Annotated in this window: 1 protein-coding gene; it reads left to right on the top strand. The window is 77.0% G+C overall.

Annotated elements, in window-relative coordinates:
- The first annotated feature begins 6 nt into the window (after window positions 1-6).
- Window positions 7-14889 (top strand): type I polyketide synthase, encoded by a 14883-nt coding sequence (locus tag MQV74_RS04780; protein ID WP_242714759.1) that lies wholly within the window; start codon window positions 7-9, stop codon window positions 14887-14889.
- The last annotated feature ends 19 nt before the right edge of the window (window positions 14890-14908 follow it).

Here is a 14908-nt window from a genome sequence, read left to right as displayed (position 1 = left end):
ACACCCATGCCGGACAACGACAAGCTCCTCGAATACCTCAGGCGCGCCACCGCCGACCTGGGAGACGCCCGACGCCGGCTGCGCGAGGCGGAGGACGCCCGCCACGACCCCGTGGCCATCGTCTCCATGAGCTGCCGCTACCCCGGCGGCGCCGACACCCCCGAACGCCTGTGGGACCTCGTCGACAGCGGCACCGACGCCATCACCGAGTGGCCCGCCGGGCGCGGCTGGGACACCGAGGCGCTCTACCACCCCGACCCCGACCACCCGGGCACCTCCTTCACGCGGCACGGCGGATTCCTGCACCGGGCCGGGGACTTCGACGCGGGCTTCTTCGGGATCTCGCCGCGCGAGGCCCTCGCCATGGACCCGCAGCAGCGCCTCGTCCTGGAGACCGCCTGGGAGGCCGTCGAGCGCGCCGCCATCGACCCGGACGCGCTGCGCGCCACCAGGACAGGCGTGTTCGTCGGCGCGATGCGCAACGACTACGGCAGCACCTCGCGGCACGTCCCCGAACTCCAGGGGCTCCTCGACACCGGCACGGCCGCCAGCGTCGTCTCCGGGCGCGTCGCCTACACCCTCGGCCTCGAAGGGCCCGCGCTCACCGTCGACACCGCCTGTTCCTCGTCCCTGGTGGCCGTGCACCTCGCGGTGCGCTCGCTGCGTTCCGGGGAGTGCTCCCTCGCCCTCGCGGGCGGCGTCGCCGTGATGGCGACGCCGGACGCGTTCGTCGCCTTCAGCCGTCAGCGCGCCCTGTCCGCCGACGGCCGCTGCAAGGCCTTCGCCGCGGCCGCCGACGGCACCGGCTGGTCCGAAGGCGTCGGCGTCCTCGTCCTGGAGCGCCTCGCCGACGCCCGCCGCAACGGCCACCAGGTCCTCGCCGTCATCCGCGGCTCCGCCGTCAACCAGGACGGGGCCAGCAACGGCCTGACCGCGCCCAACGGACCCGCGCAGGAGCGCGTCATCACCGACGCCCTCGCCGACGCCAGGATCGCCCCCGGCGACGTCGACGCCGTCGAGGCGCACGGCACCGGCACCCGCCTCGGCGACCCCATCGAGGCGCAGGCCCTGCTCGCCACGTACGGCAAGCACCGGCCCGCCGAACGGCCGCTGTGGATCGGCTCGTTGAAGTCGAACATCGGCCACACCTCCGGCGCCGCCGGTGTCGGCGGCATCATCAAGACGGTCATGGCCCTGCGCCACGGGCGGCTGCCCCGCACCCTCCACGTCGACGAGCCGACGCCGTTCGTGGACTGGTCGGAGGGCGCCGTACGGGTCCTGGCCGAGCCCCGCCCCTGGGAGGCGCGGGGGCGCCCGCGCCGGGCCGGGGTGTCGGCGTTCGGCGTGAGCGGCACCAACGCGCACCTCGTCCTGGAGGAGGACACCCCGCAGGACCCCACCGCACCGGAGCAGGACGCCACCGCGCCCGAACCCGCCGCGGGCCCGCTGCCCTGGGTGCTCTCCGCCCGCGACGAGGACGCCCTGCGCGCCCAGGCCGCGCGCCTGCTCGCGCACCTCGACGAGGCCGACACCGACACCGGCACCGACGAGGACGCCACGGCCGGTGCGATCGGCCGGGCCCTGGCCACCACCCGTGCCGCCTTCGAGCACCGCGCCGCCGTCGTCGCCGACGACCGGGCGGGCTTCGTCGAGGGCCTGACCGCGCTCGCCTCCGGCGGCCCCGCGCCGCACCTCGTCCGCGGCACCGCAGGACCCGACGGCAAGACCGCGTTCGTCTTCCCCGGACAGGGCTCCCAGTGGCCCGGCATGGCAGTGGGGCTCCTGGACGCGGAGCCGGTGTTCGCCGCCCGTGTCGCCGCGTGCGAGCGGGCCCTCGCCCCGTACGTGGACTGGTCGTTGGAGGCCGTGCTGCGCGGCGCCGACGGCGCGCCGTCCCTGGACCGCGTCGACGTGGTCCAGCCCGCGCTGTTCGCGGTGATGGTGTCCCTCGCGGAGCTGTGGCGGTCGTACGGCATCGAGCCGGACGCCGTGGTCGGGCACTCCCAGGGCGAGATCGCGGCCGCCTGTGTGGCGGGCGCGCTGTCCCTGGACGACGCGGCCAAGGTCGTCGCGCTGCGCAGCCGGGCCCTCGCGGACCTGGCAGGGCGCGGCGGCATGGCGTCCGTTCCGCTGCCCGCCGCGGACCTCGGTCCGCACCTGGAGCCCTGGGGCGACCGGCTGTCCGTCGCTGCCGTCAACGGGCCCGCGACCACGGTCCTGTCGGGCGACCCCGAGGCCGTCGAGGGCGTCGTCGCCGCTCTCGTCGCCCAGGACGTGCGGGCCCGCGTCATCCCCGTCGACTACGCCTCGCACTCCGCGCACGTCGAGGAGATCGAGGAGCGCCTCCTGACCGCGCTCGCGGACCTCGCGCCCCGCCCCGCCGACGTGCCCTTCTACTCCACCGTCGACGCCGCCTGGCTGGACGGCGCGACCGCCCTCGACGCCGCGTACTGGTACCGCAACCTGCGGCGGACGGTACGTTTCGAGGAGGCCGTGCGCGGCCTCCTCGACCAGGGCTACGGCCACTTCGTCGAGGCCAGCGCCCACCCGGTGCTCACCCTCGGCGTGGAGCAGACCGCCGAGGCCGCCGACCTGGAGCGGCCCGTCGCCGTGCTCGGCACGCTCCGCCGAGACGAGGGCGGCCGCGCGCGCTTCCTGCTCGCCCTCGCCCAGGCCCACACCCGCGGTCTGTCCCCGGACTGGTCCCGGGTGTTCGCCGGGCACACGGCCGCGACAGGCCTGCCCACCTACGCCTTCCGGCGCCGCCCGTACTGGCTGGAGCTGGAGGCCGCGCCCACGGCCGCGGCCGCGCCGCCCACCGACCCCGTGGCGGACCGCTTCTGGGAGGCCGTGCGCGCCGGTGACCTGCCGGAGCTGACCGCCACCCTCGGCGTCGGACCCGAGGAGCCGCTGAGCGCCGTCCTGCCCGCGCTCGCCGCCTGGCGCGAACGGCGTGCCGCGCTCACCACTGTCGAGTCCTGGCGCTACCGGCCCGACTGGCAGCCGCTGCCCGAGCCCGCCGCCGCCCGGCTCCGCGGCACCTGGCTCGTGCTGCTGCCCGCACCGCTCGCCCTCGACCCGCAGTCCCTGGCCTGCGTCCGCGCCCTCCAGGACGACGGGGCCGCCGTGGTGAGCGCCGCCCTCGACGTGGCCGACCCCGAGCGGGGCCCGCTCCGCGACCGGCTCGCCGAAGCCCTCGCCGAAGTCCTCACCGATGCCGAGGAGCCACCCGCGGGAGTCCTGTCCCTGCTCGCCACCGACGAACGCCCGCACCCGCGCCACCCCGCCGTGTCCGTCGGCACCGCCCTGAGCCTCGCCCTCGTCCAGGCCCTCGGCGACGCGGGCGTCGACGCGCCGCTGTGGTGGGCCACGCGCGGCGCCGTCGCCGTCGGCCCCGCCGACCCGCCGGTGCGGCCCGCGCAGCACGCGGCCTGGGGCCTCGGCCGGTGCGCCGCCCTGGAGCACCCGCGCCGCTGGGGCGGGCTCGTCGACCTGCCGCCCGAGCTCGGCCCCCGCGCCGCGTCCCGGCTGTGCGCGGTGCTCGCCGCGCCCGGCGACGAGGACCAGCTCGCCGTGCGCGGCACGGGAGTCCACGGCCGCAGGCTCGTCCGGGCCCCGCTCGGCGACGCCGCGCCCCGCCGCGCCTGGACCCCGCGCGGCACCACGCTGATCACCGGCGGCACCGGCGGCCTCGGCGCGTACATCGCCCGCTGGCTGGCCCGCGAGGGCGCCGAACACCTCGTCCTGATCAGCCGCCGGGGCGCCGACGCCCCCGGCGCCGCAGAACTCGCCGCGGAACTCACAGAGTTGGGTGCCCGCACCACCGTCGCCGCGTGCGACGTCACCGACCGGGACGCCCTCGCCGCCCTCGTCGCGGGCCTCGCGGCCGACGGCTGCGAGATCCGGTCCGTGCTGCACGCCGCCGCCGGGGGCTCCCTCGTGGCGCTCGACGACACGGACGCGGCCGAGTTCGCCGACACACTGCACGCCAAGGCCCTCGGCGCGGACCACCTGGACGCCCTGTTCGACCGGGACACGCTCGACGCCTTCGTGCTCTTCTCCTCCATCTCCGGCGTCTGGGGCAGCGCGATCCACGGCGCCTACGCCGCCGCCAACGCCCACCTGGACGCGCTCGCCGAGAACCGCAGGGCCCGGGGCCTGGCCGCCACCTCCGTGGTGTGGGGCATCTGGAGCCCCGAGGACGGCGGCGGCATGGCCGCGAACCTCGCCGAGGACCAACTCCGCGCCCAGGGCGTGCTCTTCATGCCACCCGCCACCTGCGTCACCGCCCTGAAGCAGGTGCTCGACCACGACGAGACCCTCGTCCTGGTCGCCGACATCGACTGGGACCGCTTCGCCACCGTCTTCACCACCAGCAGGCCCAGCCCCTTCATCACCGCCGTCCCCGAGGCCCGCGCCGCCCTCGCCCCGGACACCGCCCCCGCCGACGCCGCCACGGACCCGGCGGGCGGCCTCCGCGCCCAGCTGCGCGACCTGACCGAGCCCGAGCGCGAACGCGCCCTGGCCGACCTGGTGCTCACCGAGGCCGCCGCCGTGCTCGGCCACGACGCGCCCGACGCGCTCGCGCCCGAACGCGCCTTCCGCGACCTCGGCTTCGACTCGCTGACCGCCGTCGAGATGCGCAACCGCCTCACCGCGGCCACCGGTCTGCGCCTGCCCGTCACCCTCGTCTTCGACTACTCCTCGCCCGCCGCGCTCGCCCGCCATCTGCGCGCCGAACTCCTCGGCGACCGGGCCCCGACGGCCACCGCGCCGGTGGTGCGCGCCGCCCCGGCCGACGACGACCCGATCGTCATCGTCTCCATGAGCTGCCGCTACCCGGGAGGCGTCGGCACCCCCGAAGAGTTGTGGCAGCTCGTCGCCGAGGGCCGCGACGCAGTCGCGGGCCTCCCCGCCGACCGGGGCTGGGACCTCGACGCGCTCTACGACGCCGACCCCGACCGGCCCGGCACCAGCTACGCGGCGGCGGGCGGCTTCGTCTACGACGCGGGCCACTTCGACGCGGACTTCTTCGGGATCTCGCCGCGCGAGGCCCTCGCCATGGACCCGCAGCAGCGCCTGCTCCTGGAGACCTCCTGGGAGGCCCTGGAACGCGCCGGGATCGACCCGCACACCCTGCGGGGCAGCCGCACCGGCGTCTTCGCGGGCGCCGCCTACCAGGGCTACGGCGGCAGCATGGACGACGTACCGGAAGAGCTGGAGGGCCTGTTCGTCGCGGGCATCTCCACCAGCGTCCTGTCCGGCCGCGTCGCCTACACGCTCGGCCTCGAAGGGCCCGCCGTGACCGTCGACACGGCCTGCTCCTCCTCGCTCGTCGCCGTCCACACCGCCGCGCAGGCCCTGCGCAACGGCGACTGCACGCTCGCCCTCGCGGGCGGCGTCACCGTCATCGGCTCGCCGCTCACCTTCACCGGCTTCAGCCGTCAACGCGGCCTCGCCGCCGACGGCCGCTGCAAGTCCTTCGCGGCCGCCGCCGACGGCTTCGGCATGGCCGAGGGCGTCGGCCTGCTCCTCCTGGAGCGCCTGTCCGACGCCCGCCGGGGCGGCCACCCCGTCCTCGCCGTCCTGCGCGGCTCCGCCGTCAACCAGGACGGCGCGAGCAACGGCCTCACCGCCCCCAGCGGCCTGGCCCAGCAGCGCGTGATCGCCGAGGCGCTCGCCGACGCGGGCCTGTTCGCCGCCGACGTCGACGCCGTGGAGGCCCACGGCACCGGCACCACCCTCGGCGACCCCATCGAGGCCGACGCGCTGCTCGCCACCTACGGGCAGCAGCGCGAAAAGCCCCTGCGCCTGGGCTCGTTGAAGTCCAACATCGGGCACAGCCAGGCCGCCGCCGGGGTCGCGGGCATCATGAAGATGGTCCTGGCCATGCGGCACGAGGTGCTCCCCGCGACCCTGCACGTGGACGCGCCGTCCCCGAACGTCGACTGGTCCGCGGGCGCCGTCTCGCTGCTGACCGAGGCCGTGCCCTGGCCCGCGAACGGCCACCCCCGGCGCGCCGGGATCTCCTCCTTCGGGCTCAGCGGAACCAACGCCCACGTGGTCGTCGAGCAGCCGCCCGCCGACGGGGAACCGGCCGGAGCCGAGCGCGAGTGCCCGGACGCGGCCGTGCCGTGGGTGCTGTCCGCGCGCAGCCCCGAAGCGCTGCACGAGCAGGCCGTACGCCTGCGCGCCCACGTCGCGGCCCGGCCCGGCCTGCGCCCCGCCGACGTCGGCCACTCCCTGGCCACCACGCGCGCCGCCTTCGCACACCGCGCCGCCGCCGTCGGGCGCGACCGGGACGCCCTCCTCGCCGCCCTCGACACCCTGATCGACGGCCGCACCGGACCCGGAGCCGTGCGCGGCACCACCGCCCAGGACCGGCGCGCCGTGTTCGTCTTCCCCGGCCAGGGCTCGCAGTGGCCGGGAATGGCGCGTGAACTCCTGGACGGCTCACCGGAGTTCGCCGCGCGGATGGCCCAGTGCGCGGACGCGCTGGCCCCGCACACGGACTGGTCGCTCCTGGACGTACTGAAGGAAGCCCCCGAAGCGCCGCCGCTGGAGCGCGTGGACGTGGTGCAGCCGGTGCTGTTCGCCGTCATGGTGTCGCTGGCGGAGGTGTGGCGCTCGTACGGCGTCGAGCCCGCGGCCGTGGTGGGGCACTCCCAGGGCGAGATCGCCGCGGCCTGTGTGGCCGGGGCGCTCACCCTGGAGGACGCCGCCCGCGTCGTGGCCCTGCGCAGCAAGGCCCTGCGCGCGCTCACCGGGCGCGGCGGCATGCTGTACGTGCCGCTGCCCCCGGAGCGGGTCGAGGCCCGACTCGCCCCCTGGGCGGACCGGTTGAGCATCGCCGCCGTCAACGGACCCACCACGGTGACCGTCTCGGGCGACCCCGACGCCCTGGGTGAGCTGCACACCGCGCTCGCCGACGACGGCGTGCTGTGCTGGCCGCTGCCCGGCGTCGACTTCGCCGGGCACTCGCCGCAGGTCGAGGAGATCCACGACGAACTGGGCACCCTGCTCGCCGGGATCGCCCCGCGCCCGTCCCGCGTGCCCTTCTACTCCACCGTCACCGGCGCCGCCCTCGACACCACCGCCCTCGACGCCGACTACTGGTACCGCAACCTGCGCGAGCCCGTCGACTTCCACCGGGCCCTGGGCGCCCTGCTCGCCGACGGACACCGCCTGTTCGTCGAGGCCAGCACCCACCCCGCCCTCACCGTCTGGCTCCAGGAGGCCCTGGAGGCCGCGGGCGGCAGCGGCGGCGCCGTCGGCACCCTGCACCGGGGCGAGGGCGGCCGCGACCGCGTGCTCACCTCGCTCGCCGAACTCCACGTCCTGGGCCACCCCATGGACTGGGACGCCGTCTTCGACGGCACCGGCGCCCGCCGCGTCGACCTGCCCACCTACGCGTTCCAGCGGCGCCACTACTGGATGGAGCCCGCGCCCCGGGAGGTCACCGCCTCCCTCGTCGGCACGGACCCCGTCGACCGGGGCTTCTGGGACGCCGTGACCGGTCAGGACCCCGACGCCCTCGCCCGGCACCTGCGCATCGAGGACGACGACGTACGCGCGGCCATGAGCACGGTCGTGCCCGCGCTCTCCCAGTGGCTGCACGGCCGCCGGGGCCGGACCACCCTCGACTCCTGGCGCCACCGCGTCACCTGGAAGCCCCTGCCCCAGGAGCGCACGGCGGCCCTCGGCGGCACCTGGTGGGTGACCGTACCCGAGGCCGCCGCCGCGAACCCGGCCGTCACCGCCTGCGTCCAGGCCCTGCGCGAGCACGGCGCGCACCCCGTCGTCGTGGAACTCGGCGCGGACGACGCCGGGGAGAGCGGACGCGGCCCGCTCGCCGGGCGCCTGCGCGACCTCGCCCAGGAGTCCCCGGCCGACGGCGTCCTGTCCCTGCTCGCCCTCGCCGACACCCCGTACGCCGACAGCACCGCCCTGCCCCTCGGCCTCGCCCTCACCACCGCGCTGCTCCAGGCGCTCGGTGACGCCGAGGCGAAGGCACCGCTGTGGTGCGCCACCCGCGGGGCCGTCGCCGTGGGCCGCTCCGACCGCCTCGACGCGCCCCTGGGCGCCCTGCACTGGGGCCTCGGCGGGGTGGCCGCAGTCGAGCACCCCGAGCGCTGGGGCGGCCTCGTCGACCTGCCCGCCCGCCTCGACGCACGGGCCCGCGCCCGGCTCGCCTCGGTCCTCGCGGCCCCGGACGGCGAGGACCAGCTCGCGATCCGCGCCTCCGGCGTGTTCGGCCGCCGCCTCGCCCACGCCGCGCCCAGGGCCGAGCCCGAAGGGCCCGGCTGGACCCCCGACGGCACCGTCCTGATCACCGGCGGCACGGGCGGCCTCGGCGCCCAGCTCGCCCGCAGGCTCGCCGGGAGCGGTACCGCGCATCTGCTCCTGACCGGCCGCCGCGGCCCGGACGCCCCGGGCGCCGCCGCGCTCGCCGCCGAACTCACCGCACTGGGCGCCGAGTTCACCATTGCCGCCTGCGACGCAGCCGACCGCGACGGCCTCGCCGCGCTCCTCGGCGCCATCCCGGCGAGGCGCCCGCTGCGCGCGGTGTTCCACGCCGCGGGCGTCCTGGACGACGGCGTCCTCGACACGCTCACCCCCGAACGCGCCGCCGGGGTCCTGCGCCCCAAGACGGACGCCGCGCTCCACCTCGACGCGCTCACCCGGGACGCGGACCTGACGGCCTTCGTGCTCTTCTCCTCCCTCGCCGGCACCCTCGGCGGCACCGGACAGGGCAGCTACGCCGCCGCCAACGCCTTCCTCGACGCCCTCGCGCAGACGCGCCGCGACCACGGCCTGCCCGCCACCTCCGTGGCCTGGGGCCTGTGGGGCGGCGACAGCCTGGCCGCGGGCGCCACCAGCGAACGCCTGGTCCGGGACGGCCTGCCCGCCATGGACCCGGAACTCGCCGTCGAGGCTCTCTGGCAGGCCCTGGCCGACGACGAGACCCGGCTGATCGTCGCCGACTTCGCCTGGGACCGCTTCGTCCGCGCCTACACCGCGCTGCGGCCCAGCGCCCTCCTCGCCGACGTGCCCGAGGCGCGCGCCGCCCTCGCCGAGCGCGCCGCCGCACCGGGCGGCACCGAGAACGCCCTCCTGGCGCGGCTCACCGGCCTCGGCGATGCCGAACGCACCCAGGAACTCACGGACCTGGTACGTGCCCTGGCCGCTGACGTGCTCGGGCACGACGACCCCGCCGCGATCGCACCCGAGCGCGCCTTCAAGGACCTCGGCTTCGACTCGCTGACCGCCGTGGAGCTGCGCAACCGCGTCGCCGGGGCCACCGGCCTGCGCCTGCCCGTCACGCTCGTCTTCGACCGGCCCACCACCACCGCGCTCGTCGACCACCTGCGCGAGGAACTGCTCGGCACGGCGGCGCCCGTACCCACGACGGCCCCCGTACCCGCCGCGGCGCCCGTCACCGACGACGACCCGATCGCGATCGTCGCGATGAGCTGCCGCTTCCCCGGCGGCGTGCAAACCCCCGAGGACTTCTGGCGGCTCCTCGCCGACGGCACCGACGCCATCTCCGCCTTCCCCGCCGACCGCGGCTGGGACCTGGAGGGCCTCTACGACCCGGACCCGGAGAAGGTCGGCCGCACCTACGCCCGCGAGGGCGGATTCCTCTACGACGCCGACCACTTCGACCCCGCCTTCTTCGGGATCTCGCCGCGCGAGGCCCTCGCCGTCGACCCCCAGCAGCGGCTCCTCCTGGAGACCGCCTGGGAGGCCTTCGAACGGGCGGGCATCGACCCGCGGACCCTCAAGGGCAGCGACGGCGGCGTCTTCGTCGGTTCCAGCTACCGGGACTACGGCTCCCGCGTCACCGAGCCGTCCGAGGAGTTCGAGGGCTACCTCGGCATCGGCAGCGCGGGCAGCGTCGCCTCCGGGCGCATCGCGTACACCTTCGGCCTGGAGGGACCGGCCGTGACCGTGGACACGGCCTGCTCCTCCTCGCTGGTCGCCGTCCACATGGCGGCGCAGGCGCTGCGCGGCGGCGAGTGCTCCCTCGCCCTCGCGGGCGGCGTCACGGTGATGGCCACGCCCGGCGCGTTCGTCGAGTTCTCCCGCCAGCGCGGGCTCGCCGCAGACGGCCGCTGCAAGCCGTTCGCGGCCGCCGCCGACGGCACCGCCTGGGCCGAGGGCGCGGGCATGGTGCTCCTGGAGCGCCTCTCCGACGCGCGCCGGGGCGGCCACCCCGTGCTCGCCCTGGTCCGCGGCTCCGCCGTCAACCAGGACGGCGCCAGCAACGGCCTCACCGCCCCCAACGGCCCCTCCCAGCAGCGCGTCATCCGCCAGGCCCTCGCGGGCGCGGGCCTCGCCCCCGGCGACGTGGACGCCGTCGAGGCCCACGGCACCGGCACCCGCCTCGGCGACCCCATCGAGGCCCAGGCCCTGCTCGCCACGTACGGGCAACAGCGGGAAACGCCGCTGTACCTGGGCTCGCTGAAGTCCAACATCGGCCACGCCCAGGCCGCCGCGGGCATCGCGGGCATCATCAAGATGGTCCTGGCCATGCGGCACGGCGCGCTCCCCGCCACCCTCCACGTCGACGAGCCGACGCCGTACGTGGACTGGTCCGCGGGCCGCGTACGCGTGGTCACCGAGCACACCGCCTGGCCCGAGGGGGGCCGCCCGCGCCGCGCCGGCGTGTCGTCCTTCGGCGTGAGCGGCACCAACGCGCACACCATCCTGGAACACGTCCCCGACCCCGCACCCCCCGCCGCGGCGGCACCATCAGGGCTCCGTCTGCCCTGGCTGCTCTCCGCCCGCGGCGAGGACGCCCTGCGTGCCCAGGCCCGGCGCCTGCTGGAGCGCGTCACCGCCGCGCCGGAGCAGCACCCCGACACCGTCGGCAAGGCCCTGGCCACCGGCCGCACCGCCTTCGAACACCGGGCCGTCCTCGTCGGCGCCGACCGCGCAGGCCTCCTGGCCGCGCTGGCCGCGCTCGCCGACGGCACCCCCTCGGCCGACGTCATCGAGGGCGCCACCGGCCGGCCGGGCAGGACCGCCTTCCTCTTCCCCGGGCAGGGCAGCCAGCGCCTGCGCATGGGCACGGAACTGTACGAGCGCTTCGAGGCGTTCGCCGACGCCTTCGACGCGGTGTGCGCGGAACTCGACCCGCTGCTCGACCGCCCGCTGCGCGAGGTGATCGCCGCGCCGGAGGGGAGCGCGGACGCGGCCCTGCTGCACACCACGGCCTACACCCAGCCCGCCCTGTTCGCCGTCGGCGTCGCCCTGCACCGGCTCCTGGAGTCGTACGGGGTGCGCCCCGACCTCGTCACCGGGCACTCCGTGGGACAGCTCGCCGCCGCGCACGTCGCCGGGGTGCTGTCGCTGCCGGACGCGTGCGCTCTCGTGGCCGCGCGCGGCCGCCTGATGCAGGCCATGCCCGGCGGTGGCGCGATGGTCTCCCTCACCGTTGCCGAGCCGGACCTGCTGCCCCACCTCGCGGGCCGCGAGGGCGAGATCGCGGTGGCCGCCGTCAACGGACCCGCCGCCACCGTCCTGTCCGGCGACGCGGCGGCCGTCGAGGAGATCGCCGACCACTGGCGGGACAAGGGCCACAAGACCCGGCGGCTCACCGTCAGCCACGCCTTCCACTCCCCGCACATGGACAACATGCTGGATGACTTCCGCGCCGTCGCCGAACAGGTCATCTATCACGAGCCGCGGATCCCCGTCGTCTCCGACCTGACCGGCGCCGTCGCCACCGCCGACGAGCTGCGCGACCCCGGCCACTGGGTCCGCCACGTCCGCTCCACCGTCCGCTTCCTGGACGCCGTACGGACCCTGGAGGCCGAAGGCGCCACCGCGTTCGTGGAGCTCGGGCCCGACGGCTCCCTGACCGCGCTCGGCCAGGACTGCCTGACCGGGCCGGCCGACGGCATCGCCGCGGTGCCGCTGCTCCGCAAGGACGCGCCGGAGGAGGCCGCGTTCACCGCGGCCCTCGCCCACCTGCACGTCCACGGCGTGCGGGTCGACTGGGCGCCGCTGTTCGCGCGGGTCCCGGCCGGGCACGTCGAGCTGCCCACCTACGCCTTCCAGCGCGCCCGCTACTGGCTCCCGCCCACCCCGCCCACCGGCGACATGCCCGCCGCGGGCCTGCTGCCCGCCGGGCATCCGCTGCTCGGCGCGGGCGCCCCGCTCGCCGACACCGGCGGCCACCTGTTCACCGGCCGCCTCTCGGTGGCCGCCCACCCCTGGCTCGCCGATCACGCCGTCCTCGGCGGCGCGCTCCTCCCCGCCACGGCCTTCCTCGAACTGGCCGTCCACGCGGGCGACGAGCTGGGCTGCGCCGAGGTCGACGAACTCACCCTGGAAGCACCTCTGGCCCTGCCCGAGCGTGGCGCCGTCACCCTCCAGCTCACCGTCCAGGCACCCGACGCGGGCGGCGGCCGCGTCTTCGCCTTCCACGCCAGGCCCGAGCACGCCGCGCCGGACGAGCCCTGGACCCGGCACGCCACAGGCCGCCTGAGCCCGGGCGGGCACACACCGCCCGAGGACCTCACGGCCTGGCCGCCCGCCGGAGCCGAACCCCTCGACGTCGACGGCCTCTACGCGCGCCTCGCCGACGGCGGCTTCGCCTACGGTCCCGCCTTCCAGGGCCTGTGCGCCGCCTGGCGCCTGGGCGACACCGTCTACGCCGAGGCCCGCCTGCCCGAGGCGCAGGCACCCGACGCCGGGCGCTACGGCCTCCACCCCGCGCTCCTCGACAGCGTGCTGCACTCGCTGGCCTTCGGCGTCCTCGAAGGCAGCGACCAGGGCTGGCTGCCGTTCTCCTGGAGCGGCGTACGCCTGCACGCCGCGGGCGCGGCCGCGCTGCGCCTGCGCATGACACCGGCCGGGCGCGACGCCGTCGCGTGGACGGTGGCCGACCCCACGGGCGCCCCGGTCGCCTCGGCCCGCTCCCTGGTGCTCAGGCCCGTGTCGGCCGACCGCGTCCAGGAGCCCCGCACCGGCACCCACGAGGACATGTTCCGCCTGGAGTGGCCCGCCCTCGCAGTGGCCGACACCGCCCCCGCGTCCTGCGCCGTGCTCGGCGACGCCCTGCCCGGCCTCGCGCCCGCCCATGCGGACCTCGCCGCCCTGGGAGCGGCGATCGAGGCGGGCGCCGAGGTACCCGCCCTCGTCGTGACCGCGCTGCCACCGACGACCGGGGAGCTCGCCGCGTCCGTCCACGAGCTCACCGGCAGCGTCCTGTCGCTGGTGCGGGCCTGGCTCGCCGACGAACGGTACGCGGGCGCCAAGCTGGCCCTCGTCACCACCGGAGCCGTGCCCGTCGGCCCCGACGACGACGTGGCCGACCCCGCGCAGGCCGCCGTCTGGGGCCTGGTCCGCTCCGCGCAGACCGAGAACCCCGACCGCTTCGTCCTGCTCGACACCGACGGCGCACCCGCCTCCGACGCCGCCCTCGCCGCGGTCCTCGCCACGGCACTCGGCACCGGGGAGCCCCAACTCGCCCTGCGCGCCGGGCAGCCGCACACCGCACGCCTCGCCCGGGTGCCCGGCTCCACCCCCGTGCGCGCACCCGGCTGGGACCCCGAAGGCACCGTCCTGATCACCGGCGGCACCGGCTCCATCGGCGCCCTGATCGCCCGTCACCTCGCGGGCGAGCACGGCGTACGGCACCTGCTGCTCACCAGCCGCAGCGGACCCGCCGCCGACGGCGCCGACGCGCTCCGCGCCGAACTGGCCGCCCTCGGCGCCGAGGCGGAGATCGTCGCCTGCGACGCCGCCGACCGGGAGGCCCTGGAGAAGGTCCTCGGCGGCCTGGAACACCCGCTGCGCGGCGTCGTGCACACCGCGGGCGTCATCGACGACGGAGTCGTCGCCGACATGACCCCGCACCAGCTCCACCGGGTGCTGCGCCCCAAGGTGGACGCCGTCGTCCACCTGCACGAGCTGACCGGGGACCTCGACCTGTCCGCGTTCGTCGTCTTCTCCTCCATCGCCGGTGTCTTCGGCGGCATGGGCCAGGCCAACTACGCGGCGGCCAACGCCTTCCTGGACGCCCTCGCCCACCGGCGCCGCGCCCGGGGCCTGCCCGCCGCCTCGCTCGGCTGGGGCCTGTGGGCCACCGGCGGCGGCATGACCGGACACCTCGGCGAGGCCGACCTCGCCCGCATCGCCCGCGGCGGCATCGTCGCCTTCACCCCTGCCGACGGCGTCGCCCTCTTCGACACGGCCACCGGCCTCGACGCGCCCGCGCTGCTGCCCCTGCGCCTGGACACCGGGGCGCTCGCGGCCCAGGCCGCCGCCGGAGGCGTGCCCGCCTTCCTGCGCGGCCTCGTCCGCACCCCGGCGCGCCGGGCCGCGGCGGGCGACGGGCCGGGCTCCGACGCCGCTGACGCCCTGCGCGGACGCCTGGCGGGGCTGCCCCCGGCGCAGCGCGCCCGGGTCCTCGTCGACGTGGTCCGCACCCACGCCGCCCTGGTCCTCGGCTTCCCCGACCCGGCGGCCCTCAGCACCGAACAGCCCCTGCTCGACCTCGGCTTCGACTCGCTGACCGCGGTGGAGCTGCGCAACCGGCTGCGCGCCGCCACCGGCCTGCACCTGCCCGCGACCCTGCTCTTCGACCACCCGACGGCCGCCGCGGTGGCCCGCCACCTGGCCGAGGAGATCGCCCCGGAGGACGGCACGGCCGGGGCCGGCCCCGCCGCCCTCGCCGAACTCGAACGCCTGGAGGCCGCGGTGCGCGACGGCGTGCCCGACGACGGCGCCCGCACCGCCCTCACGGCCCGCCTCCAGGACCTCCTGGAGACGCTCCGCCCCGGCACCGAGCCGGACGGGGACGCCGTGGAGGACCGCATGGGCTCCACCGACGACGACCTCTTCGCCTTCATCGACAACGAACTCGGCAGGCCATGACGGCACCCCGCCGCCCCAC

It is taken from the genome of Streptomyces sp. AN091965 (assembly GCF_022698285.1).
In the GTDB taxonomy this organism is placed as follows: domain Bacteria; phylum Actinomycetota; class Actinomycetes; order Streptomycetales; family Streptomycetaceae; genus Streptomyces.
Note: the sequence above shows the minus strand (reverse complement) of the source record. Positions and strands in the feature narration are given on the sequence as shown.

Coding starts and splice junctions, on each gene's coding strand:
- MQV74_RS04780 (WP_242714759.1), top strand. CDS start 7: ATGCCGGACAACGACAAGCTCCTCGAATACCTCAGGCGCGCCACCGCC.